General features: G+C 60.6%; 25 protein-coding genes. 7 read left to right on the top strand and 18 right to left on the bottom strand.

All coding sequences use genetic code 11. The annotated features are described in order from the left end of the window. The first annotated feature begins 5 nt into the window (after positions 1-5). The 3 genes from flhA (at position 6) to VJS46_RS12145 (ending at position 3,968) form a co-directional block, all read left to right on the top strand. Entirely contained in the window at positions 6-2,132 is a 2,127-nt protein-coding gene (flhA, locus tag VJS46_RS12155; RefSeq protein ID WP_324060322.1) for a flagellar biosynthesis protein FlhA, read from the top strand. Between the two features lie 24 nt (positions 2,133-2,156). Continuing rightward, a complete protein-coding gene (locus VJS46_RS12150; protein WP_324060360.1) occupies positions 2,157-2,891 on the top strand; it encodes a FliA/WhiG family RNA polymerase sigma factor in 735 nt (244 codons plus the stop codon). A 147-nt stretch (positions 2,892-3,038) separates the two neighbouring features. Continuing rightward, the gene (locus VJS46_RS12145) at positions 3,039-3,968 is read left to right on the top strand and encodes a cation diffusion facilitator family transporter (protein ID WP_324060321.1); all 930 of its coding nucleotides are present in this window, start codon (positions 3,039-3,041) and stop codon (positions 3,966-3,968) included. 102 nt (positions 3,969-4,070) lie between these two features. On the opposite strand, the gene VJS46_RS12140 is transcribed toward VJS46_RS12145, so the two are convergent. From VJS46_RS12140 to VJS46_RS12120, 5 genes are all read right to left on the bottom strand, one after another. Next, positions 4,071-6,485, bottom strand: a complete 2,415-nt coding sequence (locus VJS46_RS12140; protein WP_324060320.1) for a ligase-associated DNA damage response DEXH box helicase — start codon at positions 6,483-6,485, stop codon at positions 4,071-4,073. A gap of 53 nt (positions 6,486-6,538) precedes the next feature. Next, positions 6,539-6,718: a hypothetical protein gene (locus VJS46_RS12135; RefSeq protein ID WP_324060319.1), complete on the bottom strand. Its 180-nt coding sequence runs from the start codon at positions 6,716-6,718 to the stop codon at positions 6,539-6,541. 664 nt (positions 6,719-7,382) lie between these two features. After that, positions 7,383-8,765: a phosphoglucomutase/phosphomannomutase PgmG gene (gene pgmG / locus VJS46_RS12130; protein WP_324060318.1), complete on the bottom strand. Its 1,383-nt coding sequence runs from the start codon at positions 8,763-8,765 to the stop codon at positions 7,383-7,385. Positions 8,766-8,864: 99 nt separating this feature from the next. Beyond that, positions 8,865-9,290 (bottom strand): J domain-containing protein, encoded by a 426-nt coding sequence (locus tag VJS46_RS12125; protein WP_324060317.1) that lies wholly within the window; start codon positions 9,288-9,290, stop codon positions 8,865-8,867. After that, the gene (locus VJS46_RS12120; protein ID WP_324060316.1) at positions 9,290-10,078 is read right to left on the bottom strand and encodes a division plane positioning ATPase MipZ; all 789 of its coding nucleotides are present in this window, start codon (positions 10,076-10,078) and stop codon (positions 9,290-9,292) included. The genes VJS46_RS12125 and VJS46_RS12120 overlap by 1 nt, the downstream gene beginning before the upstream one ends. A 107-nt stretch (positions 10,079-10,185) precedes the next feature. Here VJS46_RS12120 and panC point away from each other — a divergent pair, with 107 nt between their 5' ends. Then, positions 10,186-11,034: a pantoate--beta-alanine ligase gene (gene panC / locus VJS46_RS12115; protein WP_324060315.1), complete on the top strand. Its 849-nt coding sequence runs from the start codon at positions 10,186-10,188 to the stop codon at positions 11,032-11,034. A gap of 119 nt (positions 11,035-11,153) precedes the next feature. Next, a complete protein-coding gene (locus tag VJS46_RS12110; RefSeq protein WP_324060314.1) occupies positions 11,154-11,447 on the top strand; it encodes a hypothetical protein in 294 nt (97 codons plus the stop codon). A 156-nt stretch (positions 11,448-11,603) separates the two neighbouring features. Here VJS46_RS12110 and VJS46_RS12105 read toward each other — a convergent pair whose 3' ends face one another. Genes VJS46_RS12105 through VJS46_RS12085 form a run of 5 tightly spaced genes read right to left on the bottom strand, consistent with a single transcriptional unit; the run spans position 11,604 to position 14,908 of the window. Then, on the bottom strand, positions 11,604-12,749 hold the full coding sequence (locus tag VJS46_RS12105; RefSeq protein ID WP_324060313.1) for a GNAT family N-acetyltransferase: 1,146 nt from the start codon (positions 12,747-12,749) through the stop codon (positions 11,604-11,606). Between the two features lie 11 nt (positions 12,750-12,760). Further along, complete coding sequence (locus VJS46_RS12100) at positions 12,761-13,528, bottom strand: glycerophosphodiester phosphodiesterase family protein (RefSeq protein ID WP_324060312.1); 768 nt, start codon at positions 13,526-13,528, stop codon at positions 12,761-12,763. Then, on the bottom strand, positions 13,497-13,958 hold the full coding sequence (locus VJS46_RS12095; RefSeq protein ID WP_324060311.1) for a RidA family protein: 462 nt from the start codon (positions 13,956-13,958) through the stop codon (positions 13,497-13,499). The genes VJS46_RS12100 and VJS46_RS12095 overlap by 32 nt, the downstream gene beginning before the upstream one ends. 48 nt (positions 13,959-14,006) lie before the next feature. Beyond that, entirely contained in the window at positions 14,007-14,642 is a 636-nt protein-coding gene (locus tag VJS46_RS12090) for an HAD family hydrolase (protein ID WP_324060310.1), read from the bottom strand. Then, positions 14,639-14,908, bottom strand: a complete 270-nt coding sequence (locus tag VJS46_RS12085; protein ID WP_324060309.1) for a DUF3572 domain-containing protein — start codon at positions 14,906-14,908, stop codon at positions 14,639-14,641. The genes VJS46_RS12090 and VJS46_RS12085 overlap by 4 nt, the downstream gene beginning before the upstream one ends. A gap of 60 nt (positions 14,909-14,968) precedes the next feature. Between VJS46_RS12085 and VJS46_RS12080 the strand changes: the two genes are divergently transcribed. Further along, positions 14,969-15,349: a response regulator gene (locus VJS46_RS12080; protein ID WP_324060308.1), complete on the top strand. Its 381-nt coding sequence runs from the start codon at positions 14,969-14,971 to the stop codon at positions 15,347-15,349. A gap of 4 nt (positions 15,350-15,353) precedes the next feature. Here the strand turns inward: VJS46_RS12080 and VJS46_RS12075 are convergent, their stop codons facing one another. From VJS46_RS12075 to VJS46_RS12065, 3 genes are read right to left on the bottom strand one after another with little or no spacing between them, the layout of a single operon-like run. Further along, the gene (locus VJS46_RS12075; RefSeq protein WP_324060307.1) at positions 15,354-16,067 is read right to left on the bottom strand and encodes a M48 family metallopeptidase; all 714 of its coding nucleotides are present in this window, start codon (positions 16,065-16,067) and stop codon (positions 15,354-15,356) included. Then, positions 16,045-16,479: a YcgN family cysteine cluster protein gene (locus tag VJS46_RS12070; RefSeq protein ID WP_324060306.1), complete on the bottom strand. Its 435-nt coding sequence runs from the start codon at positions 16,477-16,479 to the stop codon at positions 16,045-16,047. Before VJS46_RS12070 ends, VJS46_RS12075 begins: the two co-directional genes overlap by 23 nt. Continuing rightward, entirely contained in the window at positions 16,476-17,102 is a 627-nt protein-coding gene (locus VJS46_RS12065; RefSeq protein WP_324060305.1) for an SCO family protein, read from the bottom strand. The genes VJS46_RS12070 and VJS46_RS12065 overlap by 4 nt, the downstream gene beginning before the upstream one ends. Positions 17,103-17,174: 72 nt before the next feature. Here VJS46_RS12065 and VJS46_RS12060 point away from each other — a divergent pair, with 72 nt between their 5' ends. Then, positions 17,175-17,798: an ankyrin repeat domain-containing protein gene (locus VJS46_RS12060; protein ID WP_324060359.1), complete on the top strand. Its 624-nt coding sequence runs from the start codon at positions 17,175-17,177 to the stop codon at positions 17,796-17,798. Between the two features lie 45 nt (positions 17,799-17,843). Here VJS46_RS12060 and VJS46_RS12055 read toward each other — a convergent pair whose 3' ends face one another. From VJS46_RS12055 to VJS46_RS12035, 5 genes are all read right to left on the bottom strand, one after another. Continuing rightward, on the bottom strand, positions 17,844-18,362 hold the full coding sequence (locus VJS46_RS12055; protein WP_324060304.1) for an MmcB family DNA repair protein: 519 nt from the start codon (positions 18,360-18,362) through the stop codon (positions 17,844-17,846). 39 nt (positions 18,363-18,401) lie between these two features. Further along, positions 18,402-19,376 (bottom strand): NAD-dependent epimerase/dehydratase family protein, encoded by a 975-nt coding sequence (locus VJS46_RS12050; RefSeq protein WP_324060303.1) that lies wholly within the window; start codon positions 19,374-19,376, stop codon positions 18,402-18,404. 143 nt (positions 19,377-19,519) lie between these two features. Beyond that, positions 19,520-20,773, bottom strand: coding sequence for an outer membrane beta-barrel protein (locus VJS46_RS12045; protein WP_324060302.1), 1,254 nt, complete (start codon positions 20,771-20,773; stop codon positions 19,520-19,522). A 104-nt stretch (positions 20,774-20,877) separates the two neighbouring features. Further along, the gene (locus VJS46_RS12040; RefSeq protein ID WP_324060301.1) at positions 20,878-21,435 is read right to left on the bottom strand and encodes a polysaccharide biosynthesis/export family protein; all 558 of its coding nucleotides are present in this window, start codon (positions 21,433-21,435) and stop codon (positions 20,878-20,880) included. A gap of 225 nt (positions 21,436-21,660) precedes the next feature. Beyond that, complete coding sequence (locus tag VJS46_RS12035; protein WP_324060300.1) at positions 21,661-22,506, bottom strand: sulfotransferase domain-containing protein; 846 nt, start codon at positions 22,504-22,506, stop codon at positions 21,661-21,663. Positions 22,507-22,596 lie beyond the last annotated feature (90 nt).

The raw sequence follows: 22,596 nt of genomic DNA, 5'->3' as shown, positions 1-22,596 counted from the left end.
CCTCAATGACGCGCACGGAAGTCAACGGCAAATTGTGGATCGGCGCAGCCAAGGGAGCGATCTTGCCGGTCGCCACGCTGATGCTCGTCATGTTCATGGTGGTGCCGGTTCCAGCGGTCGTGCTCGACATCGGCTTCATCACCAACATCATGATCTCCCTTGCCGTGCTGATGGTCGCGCTGAATGCAGCGCGGCCACTGGACTTTTCCAGCTTTCCCACGGTGCTGCTCTTCGCGACGCTCCTGCGGCTGTCGCTCAATGTCGCCTCCACCCGGGTCGTGCTGGTCGACGGCCATAGCGGGCCGGGCGCAGCAGGTCATGTGATCGAGGCATTTGGCAATTTCCTGATCGGCGGCGACTATGTCGTCGGCATCTTTGTTTTCGCGATCCTGATGATCATCAACCTGGTCGTCATCACCAAGGGCGCAGGCCGCGTCTCGGAAGTGTCGGCGCGCTTCACCCTGGACGCCTTGCCTGGAAAGCAGATGGCGATCGACGCCGACCTCAACGCCGGCCTCATCACGCCGGAAGACGCCAAGACCCGGCGGCAGGAGGTCGCGACCGAGGCGGACTTCTACGGCTCGATGGACGGCGCCTCGAAATTCGTGAAGGGCGACGCGGTCGCGGGCGTGCTGATCCTTGTGATCAATATCGTGGGCGGCATCGTTCTCGGCACCGTCAGCCATGGCCTTTCGCTGGGAGAAGCGGCGCAGACCTATGTGCTGCTCGCCATTGGCGACGCGCTGGTGGCGCAGGTTCCGGCCCTGCTGCTGTCAATCGCGGCAGCCGGTATCGTCACTCGTGTGAGTTCGCCGCTCGACCTTTCGGGCCAGATTTCCAGCCAATTTGGTTCGGGCAAGGCATGGACGCCGGTGGCCGGCATCCTGACCGTCATGGGCGTGCTGCCCGGCATGCCGCACATGATCATCCTGCCAGCAGCGGGTGTTGCGGGCTATGCCGCCTGGCGCCTCCGCAAGGCAGAGCAGAAGGCGACCGAACAACCGCTCATCGAAGAGAAAAAGGCGGAGAACCCCAGCCATATCAATTGGGACGACGTGTCCGACGGCGCGATATTGGGGCTTGAGATCGGCTATGGCCTGATCGGCCTTGTCGACGAACGCAAGGGCGCGCCGCTGATGGCGCGGATCACCGGCATCCGCAAGCAGCTCTCGCGTGAACTCGGCTTTGTCGTGCCGATGGTTCGGGTGAAGGACAATTTGGCGCTGGAGCCCAATTGCTACCGCATAACCATCGCAGGCGTGATCGTGGGCGAGGACGAGGTCTGGCCTGAGGATCTGCTGGCGCTCGACAGCGGTGACCTGGAAAATGAGGTGCCGGGCCGGAAGGCGAAGGACCCGACCTTCGGCCTCGACGCGGTATGGATCACGTCGGACAAGCGGTCCGAAGCCGTGGTCGCGGGTTATACCGTCGTCGATCCGCCAACGGTCATCGCGACACATCTCAATCACCTGATCGCGCTCAATGCATCGCAAATGTTCGGCCTTGATGAGGCGCGCAAGCTGCTCGACGCGCTCAAGGAAAAGGCGCCGCAGCTCGTCGATGGCCTGACGCCCAATCCGCTTTCGCTCGCCGCCATTGCCGCTGTCTGCCGTTCGCTTCTTGCCGAAGGCGTGCCGCTGAAGGATTTCCGCCGGATCTGCGAGGCAATGATCGATGTCGCGGCGGCCGATACGGGCCCGGATCAGCTCGTCGAAGGCATTCGCCAGCGGATAGGATCGCTCATCATCCAGAACCTGGTTCCAGTGAAGATGCCGCTACCCGTCATTACGCTGGACGGAGACCTGGAAGCCATGCTGGCGCAGGCGATGCGCGTCTCAGGCGGCGCGCAGCATCCCATCGAACCGGCGCTTGCCAACCGTATCGTCGAGGCTGTGCTGGCCGCCGCCCGGCCGATTATGGGCCAGGCGCGCAGCTTCGCAATCGTCACGTCGCCAGTGGCGCGGCGGGCGCTCGCCCGGCTGTTCAAGCCGCATCTGCCAGAAACACCGGTGCTGTCCTTCCTGGAGATACCGGACAGCAAGCCCGTGGAGGTGGTTGCGGTCGTCGGAGGCGAGGCACCGGGGAACCGGCGGGACAACATGACGCCCAATGCGTCGGAAAAAACCTTCTGAAAGTCGGGGGACTGAACGATGATGATGCAAGACATTCGGGCACAGGAAGATGGCCTGACCTATGGCCGGCGCGCGGTTGCGGTGACGCCCGAGGCGCTGGCGCGAAAATATATGCCGCTGGTGCGCAAGATCGGCTGGCATGTGCATGGCCGCGTTTCCAACGCCATCGATATTGAGGACCTGCTGCAGATCGGCATGGTGGCTCTCGTCGAAGCCGCCAACAGCTTCGAGGATCGCGGCTTCGGCTTTGCAAGCTATGCCCAGATGCGAATCCGGGGTGCGATGATCGATCATCTGCGCCGCCATGCAACGATCTGCCGCTCGGCCATGGCTCGCCGCAAGCAGCTCAATGCTGCCCGCAACCGGCTGGAGCAAAGGCTCGGCCGGTCGCCCACCGACGCCGAAATGTCGGTGGAGATGGGCCTCTCCCCTGCCGATTACCGGCAGATCGTGGACAGCAGCGAAATCGCGCAGCACCAAAGCATGGATGAGGTCTATTCCGACCAGAGCATGTGGTTCGCCGATGTCGAAGACCGCGCGGACGATGCCATGGAGCGCGAGTCCCTGAAAAAGGCGCTCGCCCACGGCATCGGCAAGCTTCCCGAGCGGGAGGCAATGGTGCTGCAACTTTACTTCGTCGAGGAAATGAACCTTGAGGAAATTGGCCAGACGCTGGACATCGGGGCAGCGCGGGTCTGCCAGATCAAGAAGGCAGCACTGATGAAGCTTCGCGATATGCTGAGCGACTGGGAGGAATGACAACGAAGGTAATTGCTTCCCGCTTTTCTGCAAACAGAATCAGGCTGCATCTTCCCCCGACTGCGCCTTTTTCTTACGGCATGTCCTAGCATTACCTCCATCTCGCCTGATACAGATCCGTTCCATAAGCTGGCAGGGTCAGGTCGAATGCACGGAAGCCATCATCATTCGCCCATGCAGGGCAACGGGCATGGCCATGGTGCGCAGGACTTCGGACGCGCCTTTGCCACCGGCATTATCCTTAATGGAATTTTCGTGGCGATCGAGGCCTCCTATGGCCTGATCGCAGGGTCGATGGCGCTGCTCGCCGACGCCGGCCATAATCTTTCCGACGTGTTGGGGCTCGTCATTGCCTGGGTTGGAGCAAATCTGGCCAAGCGCTCGCCGTCGCCCCGTTTCACTTACGGCTTGCGCGGGTCGTCCATATTGGCGGCCCTGCTGAATGCGCTGCTGCTTCTGGTCGCGATCGGGGCAATTGCATTGGAGGCGGTCAACCGCCTGGGTGATCCGCAGCCGGTCGCGGGCCGGACCGTCATCATCGTTGCCGCCATCGGCATTGTCATCAACACCGCAACTGCCCTGCTCTTTGCGCGCGGGCGCAAGGGCGACATCAATATCCGGGGCGCCTTCATCCACATGGCCGCCGACGCAGCGGTTTCGGCAGGTGTGGTGATCGGCGCGCTGGTGATGATGGGCACTGGCTATGGCTGGATCGATCCAGTGATGAGCCTCGTCATTGCCGCCATCATCCTGTGGAATACATGGGGCCTGCTGGTCGACGCAGTGAAGATGTCGCTGGCCGCCGTTCCGGCAGGAATCGACGTAGAGGCGGTCCACTCCATGCTGTCCGCCCTTCCAGGGGTGGACCATGTGCACGACCTGCACATCTGGCCGATGAGCACAACCGAGACGCTGCTTACGGTTCATCTTGTCATGCCGGCGGGACATCCGGGAGATGCTTTCCTCTTCGATGTTCAGGAACGGCTGGAGCACGAGTTCCATATCGGCCATGCGACCATCCAGGTGGAACTGAGCGATGCCGGGGATTGCCAGCTTGGTCCGGGATGCAGGGTTTAGAGCGCGCTGCGTTTAATCTGACGCGGGCGCGCGCTCTAATTCTTTGTTGTCGCATCGTTTTTCGCGCAAAACCGGTTCCCACGTTTGCGCACGATGCTCTAGCTAATCCCGCCGCATCGCTTCGGCGGCCAAGTTCTCGGCCTCGATCAGCAGCGCATCCTCGGCACTGGCCTGGGCCACATGTTCGCGGCCAATGAGGATCAGTACCGGCACGGCGAGCGGGCTGACCCTCGGCAGGTCCATGTGAAGCATCGTACCCGATGCGCGTTCCAGCAGGCCCGCGAGGCGGCCGACGTCGGTCATCCGTGCTCTCGCGTCCTCCCACGCGGCCTTTAGCAGCAAATGGTCCGGCTCATATTTTCGCAGCACATCGTAGATGAGATCGGTGGAGAAGGTGACCTGGCGTCCGGTCTTGCGTTTCCCCGGATGCTGCCGTTCGACAAGGCCGCTGATCACTGCCACATCGCGAAAGGCGCGCTTCAGCAGCGAGCTTTTTTCCACCCATTCGACAAATTCATGCTCCAGGATATCCGCGGAGAACAGCTCCGCCGGATTGGGAACGGGTTTCAGGCTGTAGACGCCCAGCGCATAATCGTTGGAAACAAAGCCGATGGGCAGCAGCCCCCTGTCCTCCATCCGCCGCGTGAGCAGCATGCCAAGCGACTGGTGCGCATTCCATCCTTCAAAGCTGTATGCGACCATATAATGCCGCTCTTCATGCGGGAAGGTCTCGACAAGGAGCTGCCCCGGTTCCGGCAGACAGGAGCGCAACGCCTGCACCTCCAGCCATTCGCGCACATCGAGGGGGAAGCGAGACCATTGGGCAGAGTCGCCAAGGAAGGCCCGCACCCGCTTCGCCAAGTTCGTCGACATGGCCATGCGCGTGCCGCCCCAGCTTGGGATCTGCGCCGATTTGGCCGAAGCGCGCACGAAAAGATCCGTGGCGTCCATCCTCACCACTTCCAGCGACAGGCCCGAGAAAAAGAAGCGGTCGCCAGGCGACAGGGTGGCGGCGAACCCCTCCTCCACCGTACCCAGCTTCCTGCCATTGGCGAAGCGGACGTCCAGAACCGGCTGATCGACGATGATGCCTGCGTTCATCCGGTGTTGCTGGATGAATTTGGGATGCGAAACCCGCCACATGCCTTCTGCGTCGTGGGTCAGCCTGCGGAAACGATCATAGGCCTTAAGGGCATAGCCGCCATTTTCGATGAAGCCGAGCACCTCCCGGAAAGTCGCTTGCGCAAGCGCGCCATAGGGCAGCGCCGAACGCACTTCCTCCAGCAACTCTGTTTCCTGGAAGGGGGCGGCGCTTGCAATGCCCATGATGTGTTGCGCAAGCACGTCCAGGCTTCCCGGACGGAAGATGTCGGGATCGCGCTCGCCCGACTCGACGGCGTCCAGCGCCGCCCGCGCCTCCAGATATTCGAAACGATTGCCGGGAATGATGATGGCTTCACTTGGTTCGTCCAGGCGATGATTGGCCCGGCCGATCCGCTGCAGCAGGCGCGAGCTGCCCTTGGGGGCGCCCATCTGAATGACGCAATCCACATCGCCCCAGTCCACGCCAAGGTCCAGCGAAGCGGTGGCGACAAGACCGCGCAGCTTGCCGGCGGCCATTGCCGCCTCGACCTTCCGCCGCGCTTCCCGGGAAAGACTGCCATGATGGATGCCGATAGGCAGGTTCCCGTCATTGGCGGCCCATAATTGCTGAAAGATCAGCTCGGCCAGCCCCCGCGTATTGGCGAACACCAGAGTGGTTTTATGGCGCTCGATTTCCGCCATTACCTGCCTGGCGGCATAGACGGCGCTATGGCCTGACCAGGGCACGCTTCCTTCGGGAAGCAAGATTGCGATATTGGGATCGGCACCCGGATCGCCAATCACTGGCGTCACGGCATCGATATCCCCGTGCGGAGCGAGCCAGGCGCGATAGCTGTCGATATCCGCCACGGTGGCCGACAGGCCCACGCGCCGCATTCGGGGTGCTATGGACTGCAGGCGGGCGAGCGACAGGGCGAGCAGGTCACCGCGCTTTTGCGTGGCGAAGGCGTGCACCTCGTCAACGATCACCGTCTTCAAATCCGCGAACATCCCGAAACTGTCTTCATGGCTTAGCAGCAGCGCCAGCGATTCGGGGGTGGTCAGCAGGATCTGCGGCGGCCGGGCGCGCTGCCGTGCCTTGCGGTCAGCGGGTGTGTCGCCGGTGCGCGTCTCCACCCGAAGATCGAGCTTCATCTCCGATATGGGCGTCAGCAGATTGCGCTGGACATCGACGGCCAGCGCTTTCAGCGGCGAAATATAAAGGGTATGGAGCCCGTCGGCGGGCCGTTCCATGAGGTCGGTCAGCACCGGGAGGAAACCGGCCAGCGTCTTTCCCGCCCCGGTCGGCGCCACCAGCAAGGCATGGCGGCCAGATTGCGCCGCCTCCAGCATTTCCCATTGATGGCGGCGAACTACCCATCCCCGGTGATCGAACCACCGCTGCAATGAGGGAGGAAGGCCGCTGTGAAGCATCAAGCGGATTTAGGGCCGGGGCCGCTCGAATGCGAGAAACTTTCCAGATGGACCTAACCGCGTTCGTCCTGCTCCTCTCGGGCAATCTCTTCGCGAAGCCGGCGGGTTGCACGCTCGGTATGCTGGATACCACGCCGCCCGGCGCGGGTCCGGTTGCGGACCACCGCATAGATCAGCACCAAGCCCAGCAAGATGGGCCCCAGGATCGTCAGCAATGCCCAAAGGCCGCCCATGTCATCCTCCGTCTTTACCCATTGCGATAGGGCAACAACGAACGGGAGCGGGAAGCTATCCGAAAAAAAGCCGCCCCGAAGGGCGGCTTGAAGTTTTAGGAGAGGATGCCTGAAAGGCCTTTTCCTTCTGCACTGCAGCAAAGCGGATTGCAAGTACAAAATTCAAATTTTTTTCGGTTTTGACATATTCCGCCGCTCTGGATCTTCACCGCCATGTCATATTTCGATTGCGCCACAGCGGCCTGGGAGCCACCCCGAATCAATTCCGAATCATCATGTGGATCATGGAACCTGGCTGATTCCCGGCATTTCACAGATTGCGCTTATCAGACCTGCAGGTCTGCCGCCCAGCTCCGCCGCCCGCATACTGCTTGCGTGAACAAAAAAATGGCCGCCCCGAGGGGCGGCCGGAAGTTTTAGGAGAGGATGCCTGAAAGGCAGGTTCTTTGTGCATCGCAGCGTGATTCTTTGCAATTGCGAAAGACGAAAACTGCTTTGCAAAAAATGCAACGACTCAAATGACGTTACGGAAAGCTTGCCTTTGTCAACAGCCTTCGCCCTCGAATTTTTTGGACTCGTTCCGGTTCTGATCGAACCGGAACGAGTCTAATATGTTCTCCGTGATTTCCGAGCCGCCAGATGATTCCATCTGGCTCGAAATCACTCAGTGCGCCGCTTGCGGTCCCCTTTCGAGGCCAGAGAGGGCAAGCTGTTCGTCGATTTGAGCCATCAGCCGGTCAAGTCCGGCCTGATCCTTGGCCTCCGCGCGGGCGACGAGAACGTCCTGGGTGTTGGACGCTCGCAGCAGCCACCAGCCATCGGGCGTATTCACCCGCGCCCCGTCCGTGTCGTTCACCTGCGCCCCGGCGGCTTTCAGCCGGTCCAGCACTTCGCCGATCACCGCGAATTTCCGGCTTTCATCCACTTGGAAGCGCATTTCGGGCGTATTCACCATCTCAGGCATGCTGCCACGCAACTCAGTGACGCTTTTGCCAAGAGCCGTCGCCGCGCGAATCAAGCGGACTGCTGCATAAATGGCGTCGTCAAAGCCATAATATTGGTGCTTGAAGAAGATATGGCCGCTCATTTCACCCGCGAGCGGGCTGCCCGTTTCCTTCATTTTGGACTTGATAAGGCTGTGGCCGGTCTTCCACATCAACGGCTTGCCGCCTAGCTCGGCAATGCGGTCATAAAGCGCCTGGCTAGCCTTCACGTCGGCGATGATCGTGGCTTCCGGCTCGTCCTTGAGCACGGGCTCGGCCAATATGGCGAGCAACTGGTCGCCCCAGATGATCCGCCCTTCGCCGTCAATCGCTCCGATACGATCGCCATCGCCGTCAAAAGCGAGGCCGAAATCGAGCCTCTTGTCCGCGACAAGCTTTCTCAGATCCGCCAGATTCTTTTCTTCGGTAGGATCAGGATGATGGTTGGGAAAATTTCCGTCGACTTCGGTGAAAAGCAGATGATGCTCTCCCGGCAGGAGCTTGACCAGCCTCTCCACCACTGGGCCGGCGGCGCCATTGCCCGCGTCCCAGCCGATGCGGTAGGCCGCGCCGTCGAAATTCTCGACGAGCCGCTCGACATAGCGATCCATGATGTCGATTTGTTCGGAGTCCGCGGCCCCCTCCACCCAGTCTGCTTCGGCCGCCATCTTGCCGAGCTTCTGAATGTCAGCGCCGAAAAATGGGGCGTGCTGAAATACCATCTTGAAGCCATTATAATTGGCGGGATTATGGCTGCCGGTTATCTGGATGCCGCCATCAACGTCCAGCACTGCTTCGGCATAATATAGCATCGGCGTCGGCCCCAGGCCGATTTTGACGGCGTGAATGCCGCTCTCATTAAGGCCCTGGACCAGCGCCGCTTCCATTTTTGGGGAGCTGAGCCGCCCGTCATAGCCCACCGCAACCCGGCTTCCGCCCGCCCGCGCGATCAGGGTGCCAAAGCCCCGTCCAATCGCATAAGCATCCTTCTCAGTCAGCGTTTCCCCGACAATGCCCCGGATGTCATATTCACGAAGGGAGGTAGGGTGGAACTGGTGGGTCATATTCTGTCCTTCTGCTTTTCATCTGCTCTTGCGAAAGTGGAAGATAACGCCACCCATTTCGCAGGAGCACTCATTGGATGAACACCTTCATTCTGACATCTATTTTTCGCCATGATGACGCAACAGCACGTCACGTGCCGCATTGATCTTGCGGGCTAATGCTTCTGTGCCGCCCCGATCGGGGTGGGTTAGCGCAATCAAGCGCCTGTGCGCTGCACGGATTGCCTCCGCATCGGCGTGTTCATCGACTCCGAGCAAAGCCCGCGCTTCTGCCACATCCATCGGTCCTGGCGGAATTTCACGGGATTTACGCTCCTTTTCGCCTCGATTAAAGCGCCAGAGCGCGTAAAGCCCAGTCAACAGCGCGGGCGCAACCCCCAGCAGCGGCTTTCCCTTGGCCAGCAGGATCAGGCCCAGCAATCCCACGCCGATCGCCACGGCATCCTGCCCTGTCACCCGTTGCAGCCGGCCTGTCCACCACATCCAGCCCGCAAGCGCTATGGCGGCAAGGACAAGCAGACTCATCAGAAAAGGCCATGCTCCGTCGCCAGCGGCAGCGACAGCCCGGAAACCATTTCCCGCAATTCCTGCCGCGCGGCGATATGGCTGACGCCCAGCTCGCCCAGATGGCCCTTGTCGAGAAGCGTAAGGCCGGAGGGGAAAAGTTCGCGATAGATCACGCGTTCCGAAAGACCCGGAATGACCCGGAAACCAACGCGCTTGGACAATTCAGTCAGGGCCTCGCCGACGCGGCGCATGTTGCGCGCCTCGATATGCTGCAGGCGATTCCTGAGCAGTACCCAATCGATCGTCACCCCATCGACCTTGGCCCTGGTCTTGCGCGCTTCCCAGATCAGTTCCGAATAAAAGCTCAGCTTCCGGACCTTGAAATTTTCGGGGTCCACCTGGCCGATCAGATCGAAATCGACGAAACTGTCGTTCATGGGCGTCACCAGAGTATGCGCCCGGGCCGCCATATATTTGGCGAAGCGGTCATCCCGTCCCGGCGTATCCACCACCAGGAAATCCATTCCTTCCGCCAGCGATTCCACCCGCTGTTCAAGCTCAGCGAGAACATCGCCCTGGTGAACGGCATAGACTGGCGTTGGCAGGTCGATCTGCCGCCGGCGCACCGTTTCCTCACGATTCTCCAGATACCGGGTGACGGTCCGCTGCCGCGGGTCAAGATCCAGCACGGCGACCTTATGCCCCTGCATGGTGAGCGCAACTGCAACATGCACAGCCGTGGTCGACTTGCCGGTGCCGCCCTTTTCATTGGCGAAAACGATATAATGCGGCTGTCCGTTCGGCATGATCCCGCCTCTTCCCCCGTTCGATTCGCGATCTTGATCCTGTCATCTTGTCGCTGCATAGCAACATCACAGGGCATGGACCGCCCCTTATCGGAGCCTTGATCAACGTGCAAATCATCCGTGAACTTGCGCTTCTCAGGGAAGCGGTCAGCAACTTGCGAAATGGCGGGCGGAGAAGGATCGCCCTGGTGCCCACCATGGGCGCGCTGCATGAGGGGCATCTGGCGCTTGTCGACGAAGCGCGGACCCATGCGGATCATGTGGTGGCCTCGATCTTCGTCAATCCGAAGCAGTTTGGCGCCAATGAGGATCTGGAACTCTATCCCCGGCGGGAGGGCACGGATGTCAAGCTGCTCACCGACCGCGGTTGCGACCTGCTCTGGACGCCGAGCGTGGAAGAGGTCTATCCGGACGGCTTCGCGACCACCATTTCGGTGAGCGGTATCAGCGAGGGCTTGTGCGGGGGCGCGCGGCCGGGCCATTTCGACGGAGTCGCCACAATCGTCGCCAAGCTTTTCAACCAGGTCCAACCCGATGTCGCGGTCTTTGGCGAAAAGGATTATCAGCAGCTCGCGGTCATTCGCCGGATGGTTCGCGATCTCAACTTCGATATCGACATTATCGGGGTTCCGACCCAGCGCGACATGGACGGGCTCGCTCTCTCCTCCCGCAATGCCTATCTGACCGATGAGGAGCGCAAGGCCGCGCATGCGCTGCCCCGCGCCCTGGGTCAGGCGGCAGCGCGAATCGAAAAGGGGGGAGATGCCGCCAAGGCGATAGAGAAGGCAAAGGCCTCGCTGGCGGCCGCGGGCTTTGATCCTATCGACTATGTGGAGTTGCGGGACGCGGCGACGTTGCAGCCGGTGTCGAACGCGAAACAACCGGCCCGTTTGCTGGCCGCTGCCAGGATCGGGCGAACAAGACTGATCGACAATATTGAAGTAAAGGCGAAATAATTTTGCAGCCGTAACCTGTACCCCATTACGGCTGATCGCATGGTATTTTGATCGTTAACCATTTTTTCACAGCCGTGCTTCAAAAGTTGACCCTGAAGAGAACCGAAGGGTTGCATGTCATGGGTAACAGTATCAAAAGTGCTGCATTCCTGATTGAAAGCCGGCTTGCCGATGCGGCGCGCGGCGATCCCAACGCTTATTTCGAACTCGGCATCGCCTATTCCTCGGGCTCGGGCCGGGAGGTCGATCTTGTCCAGGCGCATAAATGGTTCAATCTCGCCGCACTTGCAGGCAGTGAGGAAGGCCAGGCCTGCCGCGCCGAAATTTCCGAGGAAATGACGGCCCGCGAAATCGCCGAAGCACAGCGCCAGGCCCGCGCCTGGCTGTACGAGACCGGCAGACGCGCGGCCTGAGGCGGGTCAGGAATGGGTAGAGTGAGACCCTTCATCTGACCCGATGTCCGTCGTCCGTTGGATGGCCGGGACCCGGCTTCTCTCTGGCATGGTTGAAGCGACAGAGGCTCCTGCCTGCGCGGGGCGACGGTTTAACGACCGCTTCGATCCACTCCCTCACCCCTTGCGGAAAGGCGTTCTTTCCGCCAGCCATCCCCGTTCCTGGGCCGCCGCCTCTCGCTCGCGCGCCAAGAAATCTTCCACCGCTGAACGGAAAGCGGCATCGGCGATATAATGTGCCGAATAGGTCGGGACCGGCCCATAGCCCCGCGCCAGCTTGTGCCCGCCCTGGGCGCCCGCCTCCACATTTTTGAGGCCAAGCGCGATGGCGATATCGATCGCCTGATAATAGCATAGCTCGAAATGGAGGAACGGCACGTCCTCCACGCAGCCCCAATAGCGGCCGTAAAGCGTGTCGGCGCCAATCATGTTGAGCGCCCCCGCAATAGGCTTACCCGCTTTCAGCGCGAGAATGAGGAGCAACCGGCCGGCCATCCGCTCCCCGAGCAGCGAAAAGCAGGATCGTGTCAGATAGGGCCGCCCCCATTTGCGCGACCCTGTATCCTGGTAGAATTCCCAGAATATATCCCAATGGGCTTCAGTGATCTCCGCTCCGGTCAGATGAATGATGTCCAGCCCTGCGACTGCTGCTGCCCTTTCCTTGCGGATATCCTTGCGCTTGCGGCTCGACAGATCGGCAAGGAAATCGTCGAAGGAGGCATAGTCCCTGTTGGTCCAGTGGAACTGGCTGTCCTCCCGGATCAGCCACCCGGCGGCTTCGAACAGCGGCAATTGCGCCTGCTCCACAAAGGTCGCATGCGCGGAAGACAATCCATTTTGTCCCACCACCATTTCGGCGGCGGCAAGCAAGGCGGGAGCGAGCGCCGCATCCCGCATCAATAGCCTGGGGCCTGGCACCGGCGAAAAGGGGGATGCGATCTGGAGCTTGGGATAATAGCGCCCGCCCGCGCGCATATAGGCATCGGCCCAGGCATGATCGAACACATATTCGCCCTTGCTGTGGCTCTTCACATAAGCGGGAAGAGCAGCAGCAATGCGGCCATCGGGGCCATCGACGACGATGGGAACGGACTGCCAGCCGGTGCCGGGACCGACGCTGCCCGAATCCTCAAGGGCGCTCAAAAAGTCATGAGAGACGAAAGGATTGGCTATCCCGGCGCAGGCGTCCCAGTCCGCCTTGGGCACTGTCGCCACGCCCTCGGCAATCCGGGCAATGATCTCGTGAGGATCACGGTCAGCCATGAATTGGTCCGTCAGCCATTCTTCTCATAAATGATCTGATCCGCTTCACGCAAAGCCACCCGCTCCTGGCCTACGTCCCGGACGGTCCAGGTCAGTAGCGGCAGCCCCCGGCTTCGGGCGCGCGATGCAAAGGAGGAAGGCAGATCCCTGATGTCGTAGGCCAGGAATTCCGCCCGGGAGCGCCAGAGCGATAATGTCCTTTCCCACCGGCCCTTCAATCCCTCCTTGTCCCCCTCGCTCACCACCAGCCCTCGCACGATATGGGGCGCATGAGCCGCAAACCATGCCAAGACCATCGGGTTGAAAGACATGATGGCGGCCTTGCCCCTATAGCCTTCTAGTGCCCGCCGGACGCCAAGGCAGATGGCGGTGATATTGCGGTCCCGCGATTTGATTTCAATGAGGATCGGCGAACGTCCGGCAACCTGCGCCAGTATATCGGTCAATCGCGGCAGATGTTCGTCCGTGCCCGTGAGCAGGACATGGTCGAGCACGGCCGCCATCTGGTCCGCGACCGGTCCCGTCTCCGCCGTCAGCCGGTCAAGATCATAATCATGGAAGACAAAGGGAATGCCATCGGCACTCGCCTGGACATCACATTCAAAGCCATGTCCCGCCGCCAGCGCCGCATCAAAGGCAGCACGGCTGTTTTCCACAAGGCCGAGCCCATGGAGACCGCGATGGGCGAAGGGCTGGTCGTACAGGAAAGCCACTCGCGCCTGGTCGGGCGCAGGGGCGAAAATCGCGTCAGGCCGGGCGAACAGCGACAATCGCGTCAATCTCGACGGCGGCACCGAGCGGAAGAACCGGCACACCAACGGCGCTACGGGCATGGCGCCCGGCTTCACCGAACAGCTTCTGCATCAGTTCCGAAGCGCCATTGGCGACCTTCGGCTGATCGGTAAAGTCCGCTGCGCTGCTCACGAAGGCGCCGAGCTTCACGATTCGCTCGATCCTGGAAAGATCGCCGAGCGCCTGCTTCATCTGGGCGATCAGCATCAAGCCGCAGCGTTCCGCCGCCTTGACGCCAAATTCCAGATCCCGGTCCTCGCCCAACCGGCCGGTCATCAACACGCCATCGTCGAAAGGCAGTTGCCCGGAAATATGAAGCAGCCCGCCCGCCTCCACCGCCGGTACATAGGCTGCCACTGGAGCCGCCGCTTGCGGGAGGGAAAGACCTAGCTCGGCAATTTTTTCTTCGATGGTCATGGCCCCGGCAGAAACATGAGGAGGCCATGGAGGTCAAGAACTATTGTGCTACTGCGAAAAAGGCTTACCCTTGGCGAAGATTTCCTCCACCCATCGCCTGGCCTCGCTCCAGCGATCGATGCGGGCATGGGCATCTGGGCTGGGCTGGATATTGGGGGCGAGCTCTGGTTCTCCCACCATGTGCAGCCGCCAGGCGGATGAGGCATGGCGAGCGGCAGAAGCATGATTTTCGGCGAGATCATCAACGAAGATGGTAAGGCTTGGCCGGTATTGGTCTATCAGCCCCGCGAGCGGCCGTCCCTTGCCACCGCGGTTGGCGACGACGGGAAAGTCGATTCCCACTCGGCGCAGTTGCTCCGTCCGGCCACTTGCAGTGGTGAATTCGCCGATATTGGTCAGGATGACCACGTCTGCCTGCTCCCCCAGCAGGTTCAGCGCTTCTGCAGCGCCCTCAATGGGATATTGGCGGTGCATTTGCGTCTGGAAAAAGCTGTTCAGCAACTGCCAGATCAGAGGGCTGGCGACCAGTTCCCCTGTCTGCTTATGGCGCAATGCCTCAGCGAAACCGCTGTTGAAATCAAAATGGATATGATGCTCTTCATCCAGCCATTGCCGGAATGGCACCACCATGTGGAGCAGCACCTCGTCGCAATCGACAACGAGCAGGGGCTTCGGTGCGGTCATTCAAGGTCCCTCCCCGCTGCCGCGAGATCTTCGGGCCGCATGTTCATTGCCTCCGCGCAGGCAAGAAGATCCGGCTCATGCCCCAAAAGGAAAGAAAGGACGGCCCCCAGAACCGCTCGCTCGTTCACGCCGGCCCGCAATCCCTCAGGCGTCATTCCCGTTACGGACAGCAGCCTTTCGGCCCGGCGGTCATCGCCCAGGATCCAGCCAAGCGCCGCCAATGCAACCATTTCCGGGTCATCGGCGTTTGTACTCTTCGGCTTCATCGGATACATCCAGCGGGGGCGGCAATGCCGCGCGTAGGGTGATTTGTTTAAGGACTGTAAGTGGCAAAAAGAGTTCTCGTTGTCGAGGATAACGAACTCAACCTGAAGCTATTCTGTGATTTGTTGCGTGCCCATGGACATGTGACAGAGCCGGTGCGCGATGGGCGCGAGGTCGTGGAACGTGCCCGCAGTTTTTCCCCTGACCTGGTCATCATGGACATCCAATTGCCGCATGTGAGCGGACTGGAACTGATCGAAGCACTGAAGAAGGACGAAGCGCTCTCGCCTGTCCCGATCATGGCGGTGACCGCCTATGCCGGCAAGGGCGATGAGGAACGCATACGCGAGGCCGGTGCAGAGGCCTATGTGTCAAAGCCCATATCGGTCATGAAGTTCATCGAGACGGTCGAAGGCCTGTTCCGGGGCCGCATTCCCGCTTGATCCGCTACACGCCGATCCGGTGCAGCATGGCCCCATTCTGCCGCAGCCATTTCCGGGCGGGCCGGGGGTCCCCTCCATAGATTTCCGCATGTTTCGCATGAAATGCTGCGCTGTGGTCCATATGGGCAAGGTGAGCGACTTCATGCGCAACCGTTGCCTGCCGCACGAATGGCGGCGCGCAGATCAGCCGCCAGCTATAACGGATATTGCCGTTGGAGGAGCAGCTTCCCCAGCGTGACCGAGGATCACCCACGCTAACCGTGCCAAGGTTCAACCCTGCCGTTCCCGCATATTCTTCCGTTTCACGTACCAGGGTTTCCCTCGCCAATTCCCTCAGCCAGCGGAGCAGGCGCGGCGAGATCGAGTCAAACGGGCCGCCGAGTTGCAGGCAATCGGCGTGCCGCACCACCTTCCGTGGCCGCTTGGGCGACCAGTCGATGCGCACTTCCCTGCCCTCCAGCGGGAACACGGCATCGGGTACGAGAAGGATGGTGCTTGGTGCCGTGGCCAGTTGGCGCTCCAGCCAGTCCTGCTGCTCCCCCGCCCATTTGATGGCCTTGCGCAGGCTCACACCGGGCGGCAGGCCCAGGCGAATTTCTCCCTTAGCAGGATCGACCGAAAGGCGGAAAGCGCGGGTGCGCGCGTGCCGCCTTACCTTCAGCGGATAGGCAACGCCCCCTATGGTCAGCCGATCGTCAGAGTTCCCGTTCCACCACATGATTTTCCAGATCGCCCGCCTCAATCTCCGATACTGTCCATCCCCGAATCGACTGCCCCGCCCGGTGGACTGCTTCGGGGTCGCCACAGATCAGATAATGCCAGGAAGGAAGCGGTTTGCCAGCGGCTCGTAATTTGTAGGCGCAACTTTCCGGCAGCCATGTGATGTCTTTCAGACGGGTGAGCGTGAGGCGGAGGCAGTCCGGCACGAAGGCATGCCGCCTGCGATAATCGGCGCAGCGGGCGCTGTGCCGGTCGAGCAGCTTGCAGGCGACGTTGGTCGGATAGATGCGCCCGCTATCCTCATCCTCGATCTTGTGCAGGCAGCATTTTCCGCATCCGTCGCAAAGAGCTTCCCACTGGGCCCGGTCGAGCTCCTTGAGCGGTCTTTCCCAGAATGGGGTCTCGGTCATTTCACCCAATGATCCAGTTCGGCGAGCACGAGCTGGGGCGAACCTTCGTCCGCCTCCGTACCCGGCTGGTCCGTCGGCAGGATGGCGATCGGTTTCCCGTCCGGCCCCATCAGATAAGGAGTACGGCTGTGGTTCATGAGATATTCGTTGCCGCCACCTTTTCCATCCTTCGCATAATAAACTGCGAATTCCTTCGCGACATCCGCAATTTCCTGTGGGGTACCGGTGAGGCCGACCAGTTTTGGATGAAAGGCGGTGACATAATTTCTTACCACCGTCTGCGTGTCGCGTTCGGGGTCAATGGTGATGAAGATCGGTTGCACCTTCGCCGCCCGGTCAGGGTTCTCCTTTTCCAGCAAGCGATAGCCCTGCATCAGCTTTTGCAGGTCGAGCGGACAGATGTCGGGGCAATAGGTATAGCCGAAATAGACCAAACGATATTTGCCGTCGAAGTCGCTGTAGGAAACCTTCTTTCCATTCTGGTCCACAAGGGTGAACGGGCCGCCGATGCTGGCGCCCTCAAGCGGGGGACGGCCATTGTCCTTTCCCGGTTGGGATGAGCCACCACAAGCGGTTAGCGGCAGAACAGAAAGAATGGCGATGGAAATAAGGGCATTGTTCATGGCATAGCCAGCCATGCCTTGCTAGGCAGCGAAATTCAATCGATTCCGCTTGGAATGAACAGGGTGGCAGACATGATTGGTGGAAGTGGTAGGCGTTCATTCTCCAGACGCGCGGTTGGGCTTGCCCTCGCTGCGGCTCTGCTGGTGCCCTCCCTGGCGCAGGCGCAGTTCTCCGACAGCTATAATTTCCTCAAGGCCGTCCGGGATCGCGACGGCGCCAAAGTTACCGAATTTGTCGACCAGCCGGGCACGACCGTCATCAACACGCGCGACAGCAGCTCGGGCGAAACCGCGCTGCACATCGTGGTCGCGCGGCGGGACCCGGTCTGGGTCAATTTCATGCTGGCGAAGGGCGCAAAGCCCAACCTGACCGACAATAATGGCACGACACCGCTGATGCTGGCCGCGCAGATACGCTTCCTGGACGGAGCGCGGTTGCTCCTGACCGGAGGAGCGCAGGTCGACAAGGCCAATGAGCGAGGCGAAACTCCGTTGATACGTGCGGTGCAGCTTCGCGACCTGGCCATGGTCCGGCTGCTGGTCTCCAATGGCGCGAACCCGGACAAGGCAGACACCATGGCCGGCATGTCGGCCCGGGACTATGCCAAGCGCGATGCTCGCACTCCCGCGATATTGGCGGCGCTTGACACGTCCAAGCCTGCGCAAGGGACCGGAGAGATACAGGGGCCCAAATAAGCGGGCTAGGGCGGCATCACCTGAATCTCAAGACGTCCTGAGCCGTCATGTAGCCGTGAATTCCCTGATATAATCAGGATCGGCCATTGCCATCAGCCGCCGGGACGCCCTCCGCCCGAAGCGCAATATTTCCGCCTTTCGCCGAGCGGCGGCCAGTGGCTGCGTCGGCGCCGGGCGGATGATCTCTGCATCATATTGATCAGCGCAGATAAGGCCCGTCCGGCCGGGAAGCAGATTTTCGCCCTCGAACAGCATCAGGTCGAACCCCGCGGGCACCGCCCAGAAATAACGGTCGCAAAAGTCCAGATAGTCCGTCCACTTGGCATCACCCAGCAGATCCTGGCGGCTGCACTTGATCTCCACGATCAGGATATGGCCCTTGCCATCCACCGCCATGACGTCGGCCCTGCGCCCATTGGGCAGGGGCACCTCAGCCATGCCGAAAATATCATGCCGGTGGAAAAGCCGCATGATCCCGCGAGTGACTGCGCCCGCCGTGCCGTCGGCCATCGGATTGCCGGCATTCGCCAGATAGCCGTCGAGTCCCATATTATGTCCGTTCATGCGCGGACATTTAGAACATTATGGGAACACTGAAAAGGCTCAACCCTGTCCGTAATAGCTGCGATACCAGTCGGCAAAGCGATGAAGCCCCTCCTCCAGCATCACCTTGGGGCGATAGCCGGTCAGGCCATGAAGCTGCGAAACATCGGCATAGGTCGCCGTCACGTCCCCCGGCTGCATCGGCCGCATGACCTTTTCCGCTGTGCGGCCAAGCGCCTTTTCAAGGGTGGAAATCATGTCCATCAGGCCCACAGGATGGCTGTCGCCGATGTTCAATATGCGCTGGGTCGACCGTTCCGGCGGATTGTCGAGCGCCCCCACCACGCCATCGACAATGTCGTCGATATAGGTGAAGTCCCGTGCCATCTTGCCTTCGCCGTAAACCTCGATCGGCTGCCCGGCCATGATCTTCTGCGTGAAGCTGAAATAGGCCATGTCAGGGCGGCCCCAAGGCCCATAGACGGTGAAGAAACGTAGGCCCGTCTGCGGAAAACCATAAAGATTGGCATAGGCCGCGCTCATCAACTCGCACGCGCGCTTGGTTGCGGCATAAAGGGAAACCGGGCTTGCTGCGGGCTCGTCCTCCGTAAAGCCCTCGCCGCCCAGCGGCTTGTCGCCGTAAACCGAACTTGACGAGGCATAGACCAGATGCTCGAACCCTTCGGCATGGCGGCAGGCTTCGAGCACCGACAAATGACCGGCGAGATTTGATTTCTCATAGGCAAAGGGATTTTCGAGGCTGTAGCGCACGCCTGCCTGCGCCGCGAGATGAACTACGCGGCGAACGCCATTGTCCCGTATCAGCGCGGCCATCGCCGGGGCATCAGCAATGTCCATGCGTTCCATGGTGAAAGCTGGGCGCTCCACAAGGGTCGCAGCCCGCGCTTCCTTCAACGAAGGATCATAATAGTCGTTGAAATTATCGACCCCGATCACCGTTTCCCCCCGGTCGAGCAGCCGGTGAGCAACGGCATGTCCGATGAAGCCGGCGGCGCCGGTCACGATGATCGTCATTGATAAGGTCCTCCAGTTGGCTCCCCGACGGCGGCACGGCTGGCACAGCGTCCGTCAGGGAGCAACATACTGGCTATGAACGGATCACAAGGTCCGTCAAGATGTTGGGGTGGCACATCAGGTGGACAACCCCGTCCGGTGGTTCAATATTTGAGGCGCGCCGCCAGACCCACTTGCCAGCGGTTGTAATCCTCGCCCTCCACCTGGCTTTGACGGCCAGTATAGCGGCCCACCACGGCAAGGGCGATGAGCCGGTTCATCAGATATTCGAGCTCGCCGTCGACGATCACGCGGTCCTGATCAATGTCGGAAATGCCGCGATAGCGGGTGTCCCGATATTCGACGCCGCCATTGAAGTGGATATTGTGCCGGATTTCCTGCACGACACCCAGCCTGAGCCGGGTATCGGTACGGCCGGTGACGCCAGGCTGCACGGTCGCGACATCGCCCCTGAAGCCGGTAAACTCGATTTCCGTCCGTGGCGTCAGTTCATAGTTCAGCCCCGCGCCGAACTCCACGCCAGTGTCCTTGCGCAGCAGATTGTCGTCGGGATTGAACCAGAAGGCGCCGGCATAAATATCGCCCCGCAGTTTCCCGCCCGGATCGATCTGCAGACCGGCGGTGGCGCTGACATTGGTGGAATCGCGGTCGATGCCAAGCTCGGCTATGCCCAGCCTATAATCGCGGCGCCGGACCTGACCCTGGGCGAAGGCATTGATGAAGCCCGAGACGCGGTAAAGTCCCCGGACGGTGCCGGTATAGGTGGTCCGGTCACGTTCATTGTCTTCCGAACTGCGATAGTCCCGCTTTTCGACTTCGCCCCTGACATGCACGCCGAGCCGCGATCCACGGAAGCCGGCAAACAGGTCGCCCCCATAATCATTGTAGATGCGAGGCCCGACGCTTGTATCCGTCCGCGCTTCAGGATCGCCGCGTTCTTCCGCGGACCGGACGAAGCGGGCCGAACCGCCGAACTGCATCTGCTCCGACGGGCGCGCGACCAGGCGCGACATGGCGCCGAAAGTGGTGCTGTTTTCCTCGCTATGGTCAATATACCGTCGCAGCGCCACAAAGCCCTGCGTGGTCCATGCCATTTTCTGATTATCGAGGTCGAACGCGATGCGCGGCACCGCATGGATGACGACGTCGTTATCCTTCCCGCTTTCCTCGGCATAAATATTGTTGTCATAATAGCCGGTAACGTCGAGTTCCGGCCGGATTATCAGATTGCCGGAACGAATGGTGCGGGGCTCATAACCCTCCGGCATCTCCCGTTCGGCCTTGAAATTGTCCGGTTCCAATTGCGCGAGGGCTGGCGTTACCGGCCCGGCGACACCCGCTACCGCAGCCAGTACCGGCCACAGCGATCCAGTGGCAATCCCACGTTGCTTTTGCATGATGGTAAACTCCCTGAAGCGTTCTGATTTCGTGCCCCCGCTCAGGTGCACTACCATAGTAATGATATGTGCATAAGGAAAAAACCAGCGTTAAATCACGCTGCCTAGAACCAACTTTCCTTGATACGGATAGTATCGCCGGGGAGTACAGGCGTATTTTCCCTCGCTTTTCCAGTAATGCCGCGACCTTCGATCACACGTGTTATCGTCATGCTTTTCTGGTCGGCACGGAAAGTGAAGCCGCCCGCCATCGACACGGCGGTCAACACCGACATGCCGGGCCGGTAGGGATATTCGCCAGGGCTTTTCACTTCGCCCAATATGTAGAAGGGCCGGTATTTGGTGACCTGCACATTCACGCTGGGAGAGCGCAGGATCTGCCTTTCAAAAAGGACTTTGGCGATGTCCGACTGCAGTTCGCCAACGGTCTTGCCGCGAGCCTGGACATTATCGATGAGCGGCAGGGAGATCACACCGCTGTCGCTTACCACGTAAACATTATTGAGCGCATCAAGCCCATAGGCAGTGATGCGCACCTCGTCACCAGCATCGAGCCGGTAGAGCGTCGACTGCGGCGTGGATGCCGAGGACCCCGGCATATCCGCCGCCGAACCTCCCGTGGCACATCCGGTCAATATGCCCACGGCTGCGATGGTCAGCATTAGCTGTTGAATCAGCTTCCGGCATATCCGCCCCAGTTCAATCATAGCGTGCTCCCACAAAACTGCTCCCTACCCTACCCAAAGGAACTAGCCGGAGCTTTGGCGATTCCGGCATGACCTTCAACCCCTTTCGGGTGTCTCAATCGGTGGATTCCCCCATTTTCCCGACGTCAGGATGATCCACGAAGCAGCACAAACCCCTAATTGGCGCTTTTGATCCCTCTTTCATGCTGCCTGCCGCGCAACGGGCAGCCAATGGGACAGATCGCGGCGGATCAGCTTGCCTAGCCGTTCGACCTCGGGAGCATAAAAGTCTTCCAGATGTGTCCGCAGGGCGGGGTGAAGGGAAGGACAATGGCCGGTGGAGCGGTTCAGCTTGCTCCGCGCTGCTTCGAACAGGCGATTGCCATGCAAGGGCCTCACTGCCTGCCGGATGGGAGCGAGAAGCTTCTGAAGCCGCTGTGCATGGGCGGCATGCTCATGCGCCTGTTCGCGTTCCCGGCGGCTTTCGGTGAAATGGAAGGGGACGCGGATATGGGCGCAGACCTCCTCCACGACCCATACGGGCCGTTCCCGAACATCGTCGTAAAGCAAGATCTTGATCTGTTCGCGGGGAAAATGGTTCAGCCAGCGCTTGAGGTGCTGGAAATAGAGACCCGACTCCAGCATCGGCGGCAGAGCTGTGGCTGAAGGCATCAGATATTCCTCGGGAGGCCCCTCGATGCGTCCGTGACGATACTGCATCCGGTATTCGGAATAGGCCCGGTCGACCGGATTACGGAGCTGCACGATCAGGGGGACATCGGGCAGCAGGTCCGCGATGCGCCGGGCCGCATCGGGATGCGCAAAGTAATCCGACGATTTTTCTCCCGGCCGTTGAGCCGGTCCCGCATCCCTGAAAAATTGGCTGTACCAGACAAAGCCGCGGGAAAATTGACTGCTGAAGAAATGCGGCTCTACATGAGGCAGGTAGAGCGCTGGATTGTGGCGCAACTGGAATGCCAACCAGGTCGTTGCCGCCTTGACGGCGCCAAGGAGAATGAATTGCGGAAGAATGTGGAGCCCGCTCATAGGGCCGCGCTCTGAGATCTACAGCTCATTAATGATGAAATGCCGTCGTGCGACACCCTTGATCCTTCTCCATCGCTGGCCGGCTGCATG

It is taken from the genome of Rhizorhapis sp. (assembly GCF_035276005.1).
Lineage (GTDB): Bacteria > Pseudomonadota > Alphaproteobacteria > Sphingomonadales > Sphingomonadaceae > Rhizorhapis.
The sequence above is the reverse complement of the archived record's forward strand: the minus strand, read 5'-3'. Positions and strand labels throughout refer to the sequence as shown.